This is a genomic window from Nitrososphaerota archaeon (assembly GCA_029785825.1).
GTDB lineage: Archaea > Thermoproteota > Nitrososphaeria > Nitrososphaerales > Gagatemarchaeaceae > UBA183.
Genome location: JAFLYY010000001.1, coordinates 1,553,308 through 1,568,724, shown reverse-complemented (window position 1 = coordinate 1,568,724; position 15,417 = coordinate 1,553,308). Strand labels below are relative to the sequence as shown.

20 protein-coding genes are annotated in these 15,417 nt (G+C 59.3%); 8 read left to right on the top strand and 12 right to left on the bottom strand.

Annotated features, from left to right (window positions below; translation table 11 throughout):
* Positions 1 to 2: 2 nt before the first annotated feature.
* Entirely contained in the window at positions 3 to 1,097 is a 1,095-nt protein-coding gene (locus JRN21_08390) for an SPFH domain-containing protein (protein ID MDG6989319.1), read from the bottom strand.
* A gap of 5 nt (positions 1,098 to 1,102) precedes the next feature.
* On the bottom strand, positions 1,103 to 1,651 hold the full coding sequence (locus tag JRN21_08385; GenBank protein ID MDG6989318.1) for a hypothetical protein: 549 nt from the start codon (positions 1,649 to 1,651) through the stop codon (positions 1,103 to 1,105).
* A gap of 78 nt (positions 1,652 to 1,729) precedes the next feature.
* Between JRN21_08385 and JRN21_08380 the strand changes: the two genes are divergently transcribed.
* From JRN21_08380 to JRN21_08370, 3 genes are all read left to right on the top strand, one after another.
* On the top strand, positions 1,730 to 2,533 hold the full coding sequence (locus JRN21_08380; GenBank protein MDG6989317.1) for a DUF72 domain-containing protein: 804 nt from the start codon (positions 1,730 to 1,732) through the stop codon (positions 2,531 to 2,533).
* Between the two features lie 7 nt (positions 2,534 to 2,540).
* Positions 2,541 to 3,635 carry a DNA polymerase IV gene (gene dinB / locus JRN21_08375; protein MDG6989316.1) on the top strand — a complete coding sequence of 365 codons (1,095 nt, stop codon included), beginning with the start codon at positions 2,541 to 2,543 and terminating at the stop codon, positions 3,633 to 3,635.
* A 64-nt stretch (positions 3,636 to 3,699) separates the two neighbouring features.
* Entirely contained in the window at positions 3,700 to 4,995 is a 1,296-nt protein-coding gene (locus JRN21_08370; protein ID MDG6989315.1) for an MFS transporter, read from the top strand.
* Positions 4,996 to 5,112: 117 nt separating this feature from the next.
* Here JRN21_08370 and solA read toward each other — a convergent pair whose 3' ends face one another.
* From solA to JRN21_08355, 3 genes are all read right to left on the bottom strand, one after another.
* Positions 5,113 to 6,297 carry an N-methyl-L-tryptophan oxidase gene (solA, locus tag JRN21_08365; protein MDG6989314.1) on the bottom strand — a complete coding sequence of 395 codons (1,185 nt, stop codon included), beginning with the start codon at positions 6,295 to 6,297 and terminating at the stop codon, positions 5,113 to 5,115.
* Positions 6,298 to 6,453: 156 nt separating this feature from the next.
* Positions 6,454 to 6,663 carry a hypothetical protein gene (locus JRN21_08360; protein ID MDG6989313.1) on the bottom strand — a complete coding sequence of 70 codons (210 nt, stop codon included), beginning with the start codon at positions 6,661 to 6,663 and terminating at the stop codon, positions 6,454 to 6,456.
* 46 nt (positions 6,664 to 6,709) lie between these two features.
* Complete coding sequence (locus tag JRN21_08355) at positions 6,710 to 6,901, bottom strand: hypothetical protein (protein MDG6989312.1); 192 nt, start codon at positions 6,899 to 6,901, stop codon at positions 6,710 to 6,712.
* A gap of 398 nt (positions 6,902 to 7,299) precedes the next feature.
* Here JRN21_08355 and JRN21_08350 point away from each other — a divergent pair, with 398 nt between their 5' ends.
* Positions 7,300 to 7,947, top strand: a complete 648-nt coding sequence (locus JRN21_08350; protein MDG6989311.1) for a hypothetical protein — start codon at positions 7,300 to 7,302, stop codon at positions 7,945 to 7,947.
* Between the two features lie 123 nt (positions 7,948 to 8,070).
* Entirely contained in the window at positions 8,071 to 9,255 is a 1,185-nt protein-coding gene (locus JRN21_08345; protein MDG6989310.1) for a CAP domain-containing protein, read from the top strand.
* Here JRN21_08345 and JRN21_08340 read toward each other — a convergent pair.
* From JRN21_08340 to JRN21_08330, 3 genes are all read right to left on the bottom strand, one after another.
* A complete protein-coding gene (locus tag JRN21_08340) occupies positions 9,252 to 9,689 on the bottom strand; it encodes an HIT domain-containing protein (GenBank protein MDG6989309.1) in 438 nt (145 codons plus the stop codon). The genes JRN21_08345 and JRN21_08340 overlap by 4 nt on opposite strands.
* Positions 9,690 to 9,941: 252 nt before the next feature.
* Entirely contained in the window at positions 9,942 to 10,295 is a 354-nt protein-coding gene (locus tag JRN21_08335; GenBank protein MDG6989308.1) for a hypothetical protein, read from the bottom strand.
* 502 nt (positions 10,296 to 10,797) lie between these two features.
* The gene (locus JRN21_08330; GenBank protein ID MDG6989307.1) at positions 10,798 to 11,043 is read right to left on the bottom strand and encodes a hypothetical protein; all 246 of its coding nucleotides are present in this window, start codon (positions 11,041 to 11,043) and stop codon (positions 10,798 to 10,800) included.
* A gap of 11 nt (positions 11,044 to 11,054) precedes the next feature.
* On the opposite strand from JRN21_08330, the gene JRN21_08325 reads away from it, so the two are divergent.
* Complete coding sequence (locus tag JRN21_08325; protein ID MDG6989306.1) at positions 11,055 to 11,408, top strand: hypothetical protein; 354 nt, start codon at positions 11,055 to 11,057, stop codon at positions 11,406 to 11,408.
* A 13-nt stretch (positions 11,409 to 11,421) separates the two neighbouring features.
* Here JRN21_08325 and JRN21_08320 read toward each other — a convergent pair whose 3' ends face one another.
* Both JRN21_08320 and JRN21_08315 read right to left on the bottom strand, forming a co-directional pair.
* On the bottom strand, positions 11,422 to 12,111 hold the full coding sequence (locus JRN21_08320) for a hypothetical protein (protein MDG6989305.1): 690 nt from the start codon (positions 12,109 to 12,111) through the stop codon (positions 11,422 to 11,424).
* Positions 12,111 to 12,671, bottom strand: a complete 561-nt coding sequence (locus tag JRN21_08315; GenBank protein ID MDG6989304.1) for a hypothetical protein — start codon at positions 12,669 to 12,671, stop codon at positions 12,111 to 12,113. The genes JRN21_08320 and JRN21_08315 overlap by 1 nt, the downstream gene beginning before the upstream one ends.
* A 188-nt stretch (positions 12,672 to 12,859) precedes the next feature.
* Here JRN21_08315 and JRN21_08310 point away from each other — a divergent pair, with 188 nt between their 5' ends.
* Positions 12,860 to 13,387, top strand: a complete 528-nt coding sequence (locus JRN21_08310) for a hypothetical protein (GenBank protein MDG6989303.1) — start codon at positions 12,860 to 12,862, stop codon at positions 13,385 to 13,387.
* Here the strand turns inward: JRN21_08310 and JRN21_08305 are convergent, their stop codons facing one another.
* Positions 13,388 to 13,690 carry a DUF59 domain-containing protein gene (locus JRN21_08305; protein MDG6989302.1) on the bottom strand — a complete coding sequence of 101 codons (303 nt, stop codon included), beginning with the start codon at positions 13,688 to 13,690 and terminating at the stop codon, positions 13,388 to 13,390.
* Positions 13,691 to 13,826: 136 nt separating this feature from the next.
* Between JRN21_08305 and JRN21_08300 the strand changes: the two genes are divergently transcribed.
* Positions 13,827 to 14,396, top strand: a complete 570-nt coding sequence (locus JRN21_08300; protein ID MDG6989301.1) for an O-methyltransferase — start codon at positions 13,827 to 13,829, stop codon at positions 14,394 to 14,396.
* On the opposite strand, the gene JRN21_08295 is transcribed toward JRN21_08300, so the two are convergent.
* Positions 14,386 to 15,390 carry a TIGR03617 family F420-dependent LLM class oxidoreductase gene (locus tag JRN21_08295; protein ID MDG6989300.1) on the bottom strand — a complete coding sequence of 335 codons (1,005 nt, stop codon included), beginning with the start codon at positions 15,388 to 15,390 and terminating at the stop codon, positions 14,386 to 14,388. The two genes, JRN21_08300 and JRN21_08295, sit on opposite strands and share 11 nt — an antisense overlap.
* Positions 15,391 to 15,417: the final 27 nt, after the last annotated feature.

Genomic DNA, 15,417 nt, shown 5'->3' with positions numbered 1-15,417 from the left:
ACCTAGAGCTTGGTCCCACAGCTGTTGCAGAACTTCGACCCGGCTGCGACAGGGCTCCCACAGTTGGGACAGAACTTGCTCGCCCCCGCCGGGGCCTGGGGACCCTGCTGGGAGGGCATGGTCACTCCACAGTTGGGACAGAACTTCGCTGTAGCAGAGATGATGGACCCGCAGTTGGGGCAGCTCCGGGACTGTACGTTCTGGTTCATCCCCTGGGCCATCTGCCCGCCAATGGCAGAACCAGCACCAATGCCGGCCCCGAGTCCTGCGAAGACCCCTGCGCCTCCGCTGGGGTTCTTCGCGGCGTCGTCTATCGCCTTCCCTGTCTGATATTGCATATAGTTCACCCCCAGGACCTGCATCTCGGACCGCGTGTCGATGGCTTTCTGCACCTCGTCGGGGAGGCTTATTGTCAGCCCCGAAATCTTGTTGATCTCAATCCCATACTGTCCAAGGTGGTCGGGTGCCGCGGCCAGGACCTCCTGTTCTATGTTGGTGAGGCTGGCGGCCAGGTCGGTCACCTTCAGCCCCTGTTGCTTCATCTTCCCGAGGGCGTTGTAGATCAGGATGACGACCTGCTCCTTCACCCTCCCTTCGACGTCGTCGGAGGTGTCCGCTCCGAACGTCCCGACAAACTGGTTGATGAAGAGCTCGGGCGAGGATATCTTCCACCTGTACTCACCGAACACGCGGAGGTTGATTATCCCAAAGGTCGGGTCTGTGAACTGGTAGGGCTGGGTGCTCCCGTATTTCCCGTCGAGATACCTCTTCGGCACGAAATAGACTTCTGCCCATTGGGTGACACCACTGAAGAACTTCAGCAACTTCCCGACCACCGGAGCGTTGAAGTCCGTCAGAGCGTATCTGTTGGGCTGGTCGAAGTAGGTCAGCGCCTTCCCGTCCCTGTAGAACACAGCAATCTCGTCCTCCCTCACCACTACGTTGTCGTTTAGCCTGATTTGGCGTGGCGCCTTCCAGAGGACGTTGTAGACGCCGGGCGCAGGCTGTTTGTCCTTGTCATCCCAGGCGAATGTGGTGGAGCCGAACACGCTCCCTCCGGTCGCTGGGACAGCGTCGCTCTTCTTTCCGAACACCATCACAATCACTGTCCGAGGGCTATGCCCTCTATTGCCTCCATCCTCTGAGACCACTTCTGCTTGATGTCAGCCACGGTCCTCGCGAACCCGCCCATCACCGTCTGGACCGTGTTCGGGGCTGAGCTGTCGTAGCTGAGCTTCCCAGGGGACGTGGCGTCATCGAACTGGAAGACCAGGCTCACGAAGGCGTAGTCGTAGTCGTATAGCCTGTTCAGCTTGTCATCATTGATCTGAATTGGGGCCACCCACCCGGAGTACCCTTGCCCTGAGTGCCTCACCTCTCCGCTGAGCCCCTGCACCTGAGATATCAGCGACCCGACCGTCGTGAGGTTGTTGAAGTCACCTGCCGCGGCGACCTGCTTCCTGAGCTGTTGCAGGTTATCCTTTACCTTGTCCAGTCTGTCCGCTACCTGATTCCGAAGGAGCGCGTCGGACGCCCTAAGGTCTTCCTTGCTCCTGTATCCTCTGAGGCCTGGGATGAGCAACTCCAGCTTCTTCGCTATTCCTCTGTTGGCGTCAACCTGCTGCCTGATGTCGGGGTTCCCCTGAGACAAGGGAGTACGAGCGCGACCTTGGTTCCATCTAAATAAATATGGCGAACGCTCTGCGCTACTGGGAAGGGCTTCCCCTGGTTGGACCTCGAGAACCTCAGGATAGGCTGTAGCGGCTGGTCTTACAAGGACTGGCAGGGGATTTTCTACCCCAAGGGGGTGCCTCCGAAGGACTACCTCTCCTACTACTCCAAGGTGTTCAACTGCGTCGAAATCGACTCCAGTTTCTACAGGATACCTAACCACCTTATGGTCAACCAATGGAGGAGCGGCACGCCTTCGGGGTTCCTCTTTTCCCCGAAGCTCCCGAAAAAGATAACCCACGAGAGGAAACTCAAAGACTCTGAGTCGACCCTTGTCTACTTCTATGGCGTTCTCAGCAAGCTGAAGGACAAGCTGGGACCCATAGTGATCCAGCTCCCACCTTCCATCAAGCTCAGCACCCACGAGGGGGCCCTCAAGGGGTTCGTTTCCCAGCTCAGCCCCGAGTTCAGGCACGCTATTGAGTTCCGACACAAGTCTTGGTTCAACCCAGAAGTCTATTCCCTTCTCAGGACGAGCAACATCGCGATGGTGTGGACCCTGAACCAGTTTGTGGAGTCCCCCCCGGAAGTCACGGCAGACTTCGTCTACCTGAGGATGGTGGGGGACAGGGAGATCACCGAGTTCAACGGGATTCAGAAGGACAGGTCTGGCGACCTGAAGCGCTGGGCCGCCGCCGTCAAAGAGAACTCCAAGAAGTTCGAGTCGGGGTACGTCTTCTTCAACAATCATTTCGCCGGCTTCAGCCCGGAGTCAGCGAACGAGTTCCGCAGGCTTCTAGGCCTGATGGAGCTCGACTGGAAGGGCCAGGGAGCCGAGCAGCAGACACTCTTCGGGACGTAGCTGACAGTTGCAACCCCCGCACCGGACTATCCTTCATGTTGACCTGGACGCCTTCTACGTGTCAGCCGAGGTCAGGGAGCACCCTGAGCTGAAAGGACTCCCTGTCGTGGTCGGAGCGGACCCCGAAGGCGGGAAGGGGAGAGGTGTCGTGGTAGCCTGCTCATACGAGGCGCGCAAGTTCGGCCTCAGGTCAGGAATGCCGATTTCACAGGCATACAGGTTCTGCCCCCAGGCGAGATACATACCGCCAGACTGGGAGCTCTACGAGCGCACGTCGGAGGAGGTCATGTCCACCCTCAAGGGGTTCGCCGACAAGTTCGAACAGGGTAGCGTTGACGAGGCTTACCTCGACGTCACTAGCAGGGCGACTGACGAAGAGTCGGGCAGGAGGGTGGCCGTGGAGGTCAAGAAGGCGGTGAAAGAGAGGCACGGGCTGTCCTGTTCCATCGGGGTCGCTCCCAACAAATCGTCAGCCAAAATCGCGTCCGACAGAAACAAGCCCGATGGCCTGACGGTAGTACCTTTCGACGGCGTTGCTCGCTTCCTTGCGCCCCTCCAAGTGTCTGTGGTCCCTGGAATCGGCACGAAGACAAGGGAATTCCTCTCCGAGAAGGGGGTCTCCACGATAGCCCAGCTGCAGCAACTTGAGGGGAAGCAGCTCACTTCTTGGTTCGGCAAGAACGGTGTCTGGCTCTGGGGAGTGATTCACGGACTGGAGAGAGTGGATGTGAGACAGCAAGAGATACCGAAGTCCCTCAGTGTCGAGAGGACGTTCAAAGACGACGTCAGGGAGTTCCGGGAGGTCAGGCGGGAGGCCGCCGACGGCGTGGCCGAGCTCATGAGACGGGTCAGGTCTGCGGGGTACTCCTACAAGGTCGCCGGAATCAAGATAAGGTTCGGCAGGGGCTTCGAGACCCACACTCGGGAGAAGACTTTGGTCAGTCACACAGACAGCGACGCCCCCCTCATCGAGGCCGTCGATGCGCTTCTCGACGAGTTCGAGACGAACGGGAAGCCAGTCAGGCTCATAGGCGTCCGCGTGGCTGACATCCAGCGCTCCGTCTCCGGGCCCTCGAAGCTGGACGACTGGGCGGGACCCTAGTCCGCCCCATGCTCGCCCGGCACTCGAAGAGTTATCCGCCCCCCTAACGGGATAAACGGGAATAATGGGTACCGCGTCGCGGGGATTCCTCAAAACTCGGAGCTTCCTCAGCTACTTTGGGATGAACCTCTCTGGACGGACCGCCAGCGCGGTGGTCAACGTGGCCATCCTCCTACTGGTGGCCAAATCAGCCAACAGCCTGAGCCAGTCAGCGTTCTATGTCACGATTGTCGGAGTGGCGGAGACCCTAGCTGCCGTGGTCACCACCCTGCCGGCAGGTGTCCTGGTGGACCGCCATGACCGTAGGAAACTCCTAGTGTTAGCGAACTCCGTCAGGGCGGCGAGCTTCGGCCTGCTCGCAGTGGTCACAGCTCTCTATGGGTTCCAGCTCTTAGCAGTCGTGGCTGTGGCCGTAGTCTGGAACTCGGCCGGGGAACTGAACAGGTCGACGTCCTACTCGGTCCTCCCGGACCTGGTGAGCGCGGATGCGATCGCCGACGCCAACGGGGTGACGATGGCGGGCTTCAACCTCGTAGGATCTGCTTCCAACGCGTTGGGCGGGGCCATGATGGCCGTGGCAGGGGCTGCTCTGGCTTTCGGATACGGATTCGTGGGATATTCAGCAGCCCTTGTCTTCTCCCTACTCATACTCCGCTACGCAGCCAAGCAGAAGCGCACGGTCGACAGGGAGCGAAAGATGGGAACGGAAATCAAAGAGGGGTTCAGCTGGCTCGTCACCCAGCGGGGCCTGCTGCAACTCTCTGTCTCAGCGCTGGTCTTCAACTTCCTGTTCGGCATGGCCAATGCCTTCCTGGTGCTTTATGTCGTCTTTGCCCTGGGAGGGGGCGCCATCCTCTTTGGCGTCGTGCTCGCCGCCTTTGTGGTTGGGAACGCGACCGGATCTCTGCTCGTGGGGAAGACCGGGGCTATCAGGCACGCGGGCAAGGTATGGGTCCTCTGCTATGGAGGAGGTGTCGGCATGCTTACACTCTTGATGGGTGCCTTCCCCGCCACCCCGGTCGCTATGGCGGCCATCGTAGCCGTCGGCTTCGCCATCAGCTTCAGCGGGAACGTCTGGTTGTCATCGGCCCAGGGCCTGGTGCCGACCGCCATGCGTGGGCGTTACTTCGCAGTGGACGGCCTGTTGAGCTTCATAGGCGGGCCGCCTTCTATCGCGACCGGTGGGATCCTCATCGCGACCTTTGGGGTCGCAAGGATGTACGAGGTGGTCGGGGTCCTCATGGTCATCTCCGCAGCTGTCTTCGCCCTTATGAAAAACCTCTGGGCCCTCGACGGTCGCGTCAAGACCGAGTCTCCGGGTGCAGGCCAGTCGTCACAGGCGGCCTCGCCCCTAGCGTGAGGCCCCGGTGACCCAGTCCACGCGCAACGCCTGATTTTCATCCGCCTCTCGGGGCGGTCGTCAGGATTCAACACGAAGGACTAGGTCGGCCATTTTAAGGAAGGTGCCGCTTCCAGTTCAGTCTGAGCCCTTCTGGCCGAACCTGGCCAGGCTGAGGAACGAGATGTCGTAGTCAAGCTTCTCCTCCGAGACCAGGCTCGACACCACTTCGCCTATGACGCTGGCGAACTTGAACCCGTGCCCCGAGCCTCCACTCACGACCAAGACCCTGCCGTCGTCTGGATAGGGACCTACAGCGAAGTTGAAGTCCGGCGTGTTGGTGTAGAGGCAAGTCGTAGATGATATTGGGGGACCATCCAGCCCCTTCAGCCTGCGTGACGCGAAGGACCTTACGGGGGTTATGTCTTCCTCAGTCACTTCTCTCCTCACTTTGTCTGGTTCCCCCACCTTGCCGCCATGATGCCTGGCCACCTTGACTCCGTGCCCCAAGTCCGGGACTCCATAGTAGACGACGCCATCGCTCTCCTCCGCTATGAAGACAGGCATCTTCTGCGAAGTGAACTTCTCCTCTCCTCCTGATGAGAACCAGAGAGGGACCTGCCTCTCCACCCCAAGGGGGACTACCCCCTTGAGCAAGGGGCCGCTCCAAGCCCCGGCGCAGAAGACGAGCCTGTCGGCCGACTGGGTCCCGAACTGGGTCTCGACCTCCACACCATGCGTTCGTGCCCTCCACCCCCTGACCTCCTCAGAGAACCTGTATTCGCACCCCGCCTCGCTCCCCAGCCCCACGAATGCACGGACACACTCCTCAGCAAGCAGGACCCCCGCCCTCTGCTCGTGCACGGCCACAAATCCTTCATCTAGCCTGAACGCCCCGAAGCGCCCCTCCGCCTCCGACGCCGTCATGAGTTCGTAGGGTATCCCATGGGTCCGGGCTGCCTTCAGCGTCCCAGCCACCAACTCCCCGCCTGGCCTCCCTATCATAAGGCCCCCTGTCATTTTCAGCAGCGTCTTACCTGACTTCAACTCTAACCCCTTCCACGCCTCGAAGGCTCGCCGGAGGAGCGGTACGTATCGTGGGTCTTCATAGTAGGCCGTCCTGAAAATCCGTGTCCTCCCGTGCGACGAACCGTGCTCATGGTTCACCCCAAATCTTTCGATGTTGAGAACTCTGAAACCCTTCGTCGCGATGTTGTAGCTCGCCGCTGCACCCATTATGCCACATCCGACTACGATCACGTCCCAGCGGCTACGGGGGCGATAGTTCGCCGACGGCGGTCTTACCTCCTGGCTAAGAGTCAATTCTTTCCTCTGCCAACCTGAGCCTTCCCTCCAGCCATGGCAGGGCCTCGGTGATAAACGACGGGCCGTGGTGTGCAAGGAAATCTAGGCTCCTCGGCGCCAAGATTTGGACGGAGGACCTGGAGCGGAGACTATCACCCGCGCAGCTTTCGATAGTCAACGGCCGGCGTCGACGACTTCCCCTTTCAACTTCCTCGTGAACCTGGACAGGAGGCCATAGAGGGCGACCCCAAGGACGATGAACGCAGTTCCAGCGACGTCACTGGCAAGGTCCCCGGCCACCAGCCCTGTGAACAGGACGAAGGCACCCATCAGTATAATGAGGACCGCCGCTGTCTTCGAAATCGGGCTCGCCTTGACCGCCATGCTTTTCCTCGACTCTGCGCCTAGAGTTAAACGGTTGGTCGACGCTTCAGGCTCTGCCGGAGCCTTTGCCACGACTTCCCTTCTCCTCTTCCTTCAGAAGCTTGTAGAGTCTGTACTTGTCGCTCTCTCCCGGCGAAAGTGCATATCCACATACCATGCACACAATCTTCTGGCCAGTATCGCGTAGGTCGGGCCTCCCACACTTCGGGCACCGCATCTCGTCGCTCTGTGGTTTCATCAGGAGGCGTAACGGCGGGGAAGTTCAAAAGCATTGGCTCTCTGGGAATTCACCCTTGCGCCAGGCTACCGGATTTCCACGGTCGGGGTTCCCGGAACCTTCTCGACGTCGGCATGATTTCTCCACGCAGGGCGAGCTTGGGGGCCCAGCCTCTGTCACGTTCCGTTGTTCCGGTTCTTGCCGCTGGAACGCACGTATGTCTGTTTCTGAACAACGGCCAAGCATCGTGTCTGACCTAGACCGCTTGCTAGGCTAAACAGCACTCACGTGATGTTAAAGTCACGTCCGACGAATATGCATCAGCCGACACGACAGTGCTGTCAACTTTATTTCTTCAAAATGGCATGTGGATTAGAGCCCCCGGTATATTGCATCCCCGGGCTCCTTTGTAGGCAAGCATGAGCTTTTCATCCAAGTGGCAAAAGAGGGACCAGAGCCCTGGCCTAGTAGATAGACTCAGGGGGACAGTGAGGCCGCCGACGCCACTGAAGTCGCAGATAGAGCAAGCTAACCGGCAGATTCGACTCCTGATTTCACAGCTCGACGGCACTGTGAGCAAGATTAAGCAGCGGGATTCGACCATCTTCAAGAACGTGGTTTCGTCGCTGGCAAAGCACGACGCGCAGCACGCGGCGGTCTATGCCAACGAGCTCGCGGAAGTGAGGAAGATGGGGAAGATGGTCACTCAGGCCCAACTCGCCATGGAGCAGATATCGCTGAGACTGGGAACAATCACGGACTTGGGCGAAATCGCGAACACGCTCGCTCCTGCCGTGTCGGTCATCAAGAACATGAAGGAGGGTCTGACCAGCGCGCTCCCCGAAGCGGACAAGGAAATCAGCGAAATCTCCAGCCTGCTCAGCAGCGTACTAGTCGATGCGAGCACCACCGGCGGGATATCACTCAACTTCGACGCAGCGAACGAAGACGCCCAGAAGGTCCTCGAGGAAGCCTCGGCCGTCGCAGAGCAGAGGATGCGAGAGAGCTTCCCAGAGATACCAGCAGGTGTGTTCGTCCAGGACGAAGGGGAAGGGCTCACCGCATAGCTCAGCGGTCCGAAATCAAACTGCGGCTTAGACCACGACCTCCCCCTTCTGACATTCAATACCGTTGAACGGTTTTGAATCCCATTTCGTTTAATACCCTGACGGGATGTCTTCTCCCCTAACTTGAAGATAGGGCAAGAATACCTCCGCTCGTTTCCGCCTGGAGGCCAGCCCTCGGTCCCCCCAGCTCCGCAGCGGAACGGTTGGAGGGCCGCGGGCCTAATACTCGTCGCCCTGATCCTTATGGCAGGGTTCATAATAGTCGCTCCCTATCTGTCGACAACGCTCAAACAGGGATACTCGGTGTTCTCCCAGCTCACGTTCGCCAGCCCCGGAGTGTCCACGATAGCGGGAGGGGTCACGACCGCGACCTCGGTCGGCAACTGCTCCAGTGTCGTGGCAATCAAGCCTTTGGCTGCGCCAGACATCATAAACGGGTCCGCCGACGTGGCTTACCCTCCCGACTACTGCACGCTCGTCCAGTACGCCCTCTCTCTCATCAACACCGACAGGGCTGCCAATGGAACTGGTCCGGTGGCGCTCGACTTCAACCAGGCCGCCCAGCAGCACGCCGACTCCATGATCTACTACCAGTACTTCAGCCATTTCGACACGCAGGGGTACAAGCCCTACATGCGCTACACCCTCTTGGGGGGGACCGGCGCCGACTACGAGAACATAGCGTACCAGACATACGGCCCGAGCCCCTTCGGTCAGCTCTCGGCTCTGGAGGGCGCCATCAACAACCTGGAGCACCTAATGGTGTACAACGACGCAGCCTGTTGCAACAACGGGCATAGGGACAACATCCTGAACCCCCTCCACAACTACGTCTCGATAGGAATTTCATACAACAGCACCTACGTCTTCTTCGACGAGGAGTTCCAGAATTATTACATCAACCTGAATCTGACCATGAGCGGATCTAGCGCCCCATCTCCTTACTACGTATCGATGCAGGGTACCCCGGTATCCGGGAGCCCCGTCCCCGGCTCGGTCTATGTCTTTTACGACAGCCCTCCGGCGGCACAGACTAGGTCCCAGCTGAACGCCGGGCCCCACGAATACACTCCTGGGACGTTCATAGGCGGAGTCCTTCCCCGCAACGTCCTTGGTACCTGTAGCCAGTTCCTCAGCGGTACCACGGTCTGTGCAGACAAATGGACCTTCAACTCCGGCGCCGTCGATATAGCGTTCCCACTGGAACAGCTCGTCAACGACTACGGGCCCGGGGTCTACACGCTCTACCTGATAACGGGGCCGAACACCGACTATTCACTCACCACGATATCCCTCTTCATTACCTAGACCTTCGCCATCTCGGCCCGAATCGACCGCGCCACCTCATCCATCTCGGCAGCCGTGAAGCGCTGCCTTCCTGAGAACCTCCCTTTGTCCGCCATCTTGACTGGGATCACGTGCACGTGCACATGGGCGACCACTTGGTTGGCCGCCTCGCCGTTGTTCTGGACGAACCTGAACCCGTCAGCCTCCATGGCCGCCACCGCGGCCTTCGAGATCTTTGACGCGACCTGGAACAGCTCTGCGATATCGCCCTCCTTCATGTCCCAGATTGTCTCGCCGTGCTCCTTGGGACAGACTAGCGTGTGGCCCCTGGAGAAGGGAAATATGTCGAGAAAGGCGATATATCTCTCGTCCTCATACACGATATTCGAAGGAGACCGCTTGGACGCGATTTGACAAAAAATGCAGCTTCCAGCCCCCCCGACCTGCGTAGCCACAGGTAGCCGTCTAGACAAACCAGCAGTGTGGTTAGTCGGCGCAGTTCTCTAAACCTTTTGCCCGGGACCCTAACACTCTGGGTTTGCCGACCGAGTCGACTAGTCTGCGAAGGGTGCCATGCAGGACAGATGGTCGAGTACGAGAGGAGCGTAGGAAAAACAGAAGGGACGCTGTAACCCAATGGGAAAGGTGAGATGGCGCGGCTATATCGGGACTACGAAAGACGACGAGAGACCGTCCGCGGCCGGCCCCTATACGGTCCCGAGCACCGTCAGCCGGTAGGCGGCGATGAACTCCAGGGCGAACCTGTCAGCCTGCTTTTCGGTCCCCCTGTGCTTCCCACTGACGGACCTGAGGTGATGGTAGAACTCATGTATTATGACGAAGGGGTCATACAAGAACTCTCTATTCGCGGCCAGAATCTCCTTCCTCCTCGGCGAATACACCGCAGCCACCCCCTTTGTCTTCCCTTCGAAGACTCCCACCCCGAGCCTAGGTTCTGAAATCCTGTACCAGCGGCTGAGGACTCTTATCGCCTCCTCGGGCTTGGAGTCCAGGATGAGCGCGACGACCTCAGCACGCATCTTCCCCTGCGACGGGTTCAACGGACCGAGCCGTCCATCCAGGCACTTAAGCAGTCGCGCAGGTGGTTGGCGTTTTAGCCCCTTGTCATCAAACATTGATTCCCCTGTTCAACTGGCGAAGGCGCTCGCATCTTCCTCATGAACAGGCGCAGACACATCAGGATCGACGGTCCAAAGGGGATGAGGTTCAGGGGGCCTCCATCCTTGTTTGCCGTCGGCTGAGCGCGAACGAGCGAGAGTCAACCGCAGAGTAGCAGCCAGGGAACCCCGTGGCGGTTCCTGTGGAACAGGGTTACAACCAGTGGTTCTGAAACCTCAGTATCGCGAATGACCAGAATGGCTTGCCATGGCCGTCATAGCCATACTTGGTCGCAGCAGACGCAACAATTGTGATCTTTACGCCTAACCTAGTTCGCCCGAGGGAACTTCTCCGCCGTGGCGACAATCCCCGAACTCAGCGCCGCAACCCTTGACCTTTCGTCGAATGGGAGCCTTATGGCCAGAATCTGCCGGCAAACGGCGGTTATCTCCTGCCGCTGTACTTTCCTGGAGTGGGGGAAAAGACAGCGCGCTCGCGCTCTATGATGGCCAAGTCCAAGGACTTCGAGATAACACCTCTCATGACCACACTGACCAGGGGTTTCGACAGGATAAGCATGCACGGGGTCAGGGCGGCCCTCTTGAATGCCCAGGCGGATAGGCTACGCCTCCCCTTCGACGAGGTCTGGATATCGAAAAGCGCTTCAAATGCCGAGTACGAGAGGCGCATCTCCGACGCCCTTGCCGTCCGGCGCTCTGTTTCTCAAGGACGTCAGGGACTACCACGAGAAGCTGCCCTCGAAGCTCGACATGGCCGGGATATTTCCCCTCTGGATGAAGGACACCCGGAAACTGGCCCACATATTCCTCCGCCTTCGGTTCAAAGCCATCGTCTGCGCCTTGGATTCCAAGGTCCTCGACGGCAGGCTCTGTGGAATGGACTTCGAATCATTCCACTCCGAATTCCCCACAGGTGTTGACCCACGCGATGAGAATGGAGAGTTCTGCATGTTTGTCTACGGTGGACCGATATTCGGCGGAGAGATTGGCGTGAAGAGAGGAGAGGTAATCTTGAGACGGCTTCTGCTTTGCTGACATCCTCCCCGACTTAGGGGAGCGGGCAGGTGGGGAGGTAGTCTGAATTCTCTGTGCAGTAGATCCAGGCGAATGTTGTCCCGTTGACCGCAGGTATCGCATCTGCTCCTGCTTGGGCCACCTGCCAGGATGAGGAGCTGTTGTAGGTAAGGAGGAACCAGTACTCAGACTGCGAGTCGGACACCCCTCCGATTCCGGTCACATAGTGCTCGCCGTACTGGGGGTACCACGTGGCCTGCACTCGTCCGTCGAGAAGGACTAGGGCGACGACATAGGCGTTCCACCCGGGTTGGGCCGCCGTGTCGTTGTACCAGACCCTCGTCCCATTCCCGTAGTCAACCAGCATGTGCACTCCATAGATCAAATGGGTTTCCCCGACCGAGCTCGCAAGTGCCTGATACTCGCCCCACAGGGTGGACAAGGCGACGCTCGCCTCCTGATAGGCCGGGGTGCTGGTGTTGAGATTGGCGACCGCAGTCGCTAGTAACGATATCGTCTCGTTGAAGTCTGACAGGCTGCTGTCATAGGAGCCCTCGAGAGTCCTGTAGCTCGCGAGCGCAGTCTTTAGCTCCCCTGCATAGGTCTGGTTCTGGGAAGCAGCGGCCTCGTATCTCCCGTAATAGACCACGGTCGCGGTTGAGCTCAGTATCAGGAGGGCTGCAAGGACTGCGACGACCCCCCAGAACGTCCCCTTGGCAGGCATCAGGGGTGCCTCCCCAGGGCCCTGGGAATGACGGTAATGAGCGCAGGTGCGACGAGAATCCCAAAGGCGAAGTCGCTCCCCTCATGGGCGATTGAGAAGAGCAGGGTAAACGGATTGAACATCGTCCCCAGGAGTTGAGGAATCCCAAGGGAGGGCCAGTAGGAAATCAGTGCGGTGGCGGCGTTGGTCTCAAGGTCCCAGAGGAACGCACAGATGGCGAGGGACGCCCCGATGAAGACGGAGTTGACCGACAGGACCCCCACCTTCTTACCCCAGGCGCGCGAAGCGGCCCACCCTGCTAGCGCGAAGAGGAGTTCGCCGGTGACCAGGAAGGGTGTTATGGCCCCCGCCATCCCTATGGGGCTGACGAAACTCCACGCTGTCTCGGAGACCACTGCAACCGCCGCCCCGACCCGGAACCCGAACAGGTAAGCGGAGACGAAGACCAACGTGTCTAGGAGCTTGATGTTGGAGAATTCCGGGCCCGAAAGCGCGAGGTCTGACCCTATAATCAGTGCCGAGAACGCCGCGACGACTGCCACGTCACTGGCTCCTCGCATCTTGGATGGATAATCCATCCAGCATAAAAAGGGTTCGCGAGGCCTTCTCCTCCCTGACGAAACATGATAAAGAGACCGAACGAAAGTCGGCGGCGTTGCAGTCGTTCCGTGGTCTGCTTCGGTTGGCAGTTCGGCCTTCTATTGGGCCTTCTCCTTCTTATGGGAAGGCCCACGTGGTTCTGGCTTTTTTGACCATAGGAGAAAGCGGGCTTATCGGCCGACAGGCCCTCGCCACCAAGGCCGGCCTCAAGGAAGGGCCTGCTCGCACGATCATCAAGAAGCTCCGCGAGGGTGGATACGCGGGGGCAAACGCATCAGGGTGCTACCTGACGAAGCCCGGGATGAGCGCCCTCCAGTCGCTCGCAGCCAAGTTCTCCCCACTCGTCACAGTTGAACGGTCCGCTATCACCATGGGATCCATCCAAGTCGGCCTGGCTGTGAAGGAAGGGGGGCGGGCGGTAAGGGGCGGGCTTGAGCAGAGGGACGCGGCTATAGGGGTAGGGGCAGCCGGTGCGACCACCCTTGTGATCAAGGAGGGGAGGTTCACCATCCCTAGTGGCTCCGCTGACTGCGAAAGAGACTTCCCCGGTCCTTCATGGGGCTCGCTCCGCGAGCACCTGAAGCTGGCCAACGGAGACGCAGTGGTCCTCTCGGGGGCATCTGACGAGGTGACGGCGAAACTCGGGGCCCTGTCCGCCGCCCTTACCCTACTCTGACTATTGTTTCGGGGCCTGTTCTGTGGGATTGGGCTCAGCGCCGGTGAGCGGTTTGTTCACCTGTCTATTGATGGCGTCAGCGAAGTAGTGCCCTGTGACCACGACCCTCACAGACTTCACTCCCTTCACTTGCGTCAGACTGTCTTTCAAATCCTGAGAAATCTTTAGAGCGAACACGGGGGGGCAGAACTGGGTGGTCGCATGATATTCGACGTCCACCTCTCCCTCCTTGACGTCCAGCTTGTCAATGAGGTTCATCTCGACTATGGGCATGCCTATCTCGGGGTCAACGATCTTCGAAATCTGACGCTGCAGTTCCTTCACGTCAACCTGCTCTGAAGACATCCGATTCCGAAAGACTGCTTTCCGCTACTAAAAGCTTGTCCCGGAAATGAGGGCCACCGGTAGGTTTACACTTCGGAGAAGGCTGACCGCACCCGTGACGCCAGAGCAGCTCCTGAAGTCCATTGAAGATGCTGCCCCTGTAAAGGGGTGGCCCATCATAGGCCCGAAGAGGGGCATTCTGCTCGACGAGGTAGTCGCGGCTCACAGGCCGTCCTCCATACTGGAGGTCGGCACCAACGTAGGCTACAGCGCAGTCAGGATGGCGAGGCACCTAGACGCAAGGGGCAAGCTCACCTGCGTAGAAATCCGGGAAGACATGGCTAGGGCCGCGCGGTCCAACTTCGAGAATGCAGGACTCTCTGACAGAATCGAGGTGGTCGTAGGCGATGCACTGAGGGTACTCCCAACGCTGGATGGGAGGCTCGACATGGTCTTTCTCGACGCAGTAAAGGAGGACTATCTCACTTACTTGAATTCTGTTGAACGACTGCTGCACAAGGGGAGCGTGGTGGTCGCCGATAACGTGAAGTCCCACGCCGCCGAGGTCGGACCCTATCTGGAGTACGTAAGGGAGTCGGGACAATACAGGAGCGCCTACAGGGAGGCGCCGTCTAACTGGGGAACCGACGCCGGGGACGCCGTGGAAATCAGCGTCAGGCTCTGAACCCCCGTACCACCCGCTTCCAGTTTTCGCTTCCGTCGAAGGGAAGGTATAGCCTAACCCTGTCTAGGATGTTCTCATATCTGCCTCTAACCGTCCTCCCGATGTCGTCCCATGTTCCTTCCACCACGAACTCGTTCAGGATGTCATCCGTGATTTCTGACGGCATCTTACCCCAATCCCCCCTGGTCGAAAGCCCATGGAGTCTGTCGCAGACGTCTCCCCACCCGTGCAGTTCCATGACGCGCCTGTAGCTCCGCGTTGACGCATAGAATGATATCTGTCCTCTGTATGCTTCCCTGACACTCCGTATCTCTTCTCTTGTTTCACCTACTGCAGCGAACACCGAAGCCGCAGCCGCGGCCCGCCCTCTCCGTCCTGTCTTGGCCGCCCCGGCCTCCAGCGCGGGACTCACCACCTCGTTCAGGTATCTTACGGTGTGCAGAGGATGCACGTGGAGCCCCTCCGCAATCTCCCCTGCGATCCTGCACATCACCGGGTTGACCCCTGCGACGTAGACAGGTATCTCGGGGTGCTCCACCGGGCCGGGGTTGAAGAAAGGGGTCATCAGATCTAGCCTGAAGTATCTGCCGTGGTAACCGAGCGTCTTCCCTTCCTGCCAACTCTCCCAAACCGCCTTCATTGCGAGGACTTCGTCTTTCATTTTCGGGGCGGGAGCATCCCACTTCATCCCGAACCTCCTTTCGATATGTCCCTTCACCTGACTACCAAGTCCCAGTATCAGCCTCCCGGCCGACAAGCTCTGGAGGTCCCAGGCGGTGTATGCCAGGGTGGTGGGGCTCCTCGTGAAGGCGAGGGCTATGGAGGTCCCGAGGGAAATCCTCCGAGTCGACTGGGCAGCGAGCGAGAGCTGGATGAACGGGTCGTGCTTCGTCTCGTTCACCCAGAAGCAATCGAATCCGTACTCCTCAGCCCTCTTCGACAGCTCTGCTGCCTCCGAGGGCGCCCCTACTTGCACCTCGGCGTCTATCTTCAACCGCGGCGCCCAGAAGGCAGATGGCTC

Bases quoted from the DNA above. Each gene is read 5' to 3' on its own strand.
- JRN21_08390 (MDG6989319.1), bottom strand. From the start codon at position 1,097: ATGGTGTTCGGAAAGAAGAGCGACGCTGTCCCAGCGACCGGAGGGAGC.
- JRN21_08370 (MDG6989315.1), top strand. From the start codon at position 3,700: ATGGGTACCGCGTCGCGGGGATTCCTCAAAACTCGGAGCTTCCTCAGC.
- JRN21_08360 (MDG6989313.1), bottom strand. From the start codon at position 6,663: ATGGCGGTCAAGGCGAGCCCGATTTCGAAGACAGCGGCGGTCCTCATT.
- JRN21_08355 (MDG6989312.1), bottom strand. From the start codon at position 6,901: ATGAAACCACAGAGCGACGAGATGCGGTGCCCGAAGTGTGGGAGGCCC.
- JRN21_08350 (MDG6989311.1), top strand. From the start codon at position 7,300: ATGAGCTTTTCATCCAAGTGGCAAAAGAGGGACCAGAGCCCTGGCCTA.
- JRN21_08330 (MDG6989307.1), bottom strand. From the start codon at position 11,043: ATGCGCCTCTCGTACTCGGCATTTGAAGCGCTTTTCGATATCCAGACC.
- JRN21_08320 (MDG6989305.1), bottom strand. From the start codon at position 12,111: ATGCCTGCCAAGGGGACGTTCTGGGGGGTCGTCGCAGTCCTTGCAGCC.
- JRN21_08315 (MDG6989304.1), bottom strand. From the start codon at position 12,671: ATGCGAGGAGCCAGTGACGTGGCAGTCGTCGCGGCGTTCTCGGCACTG.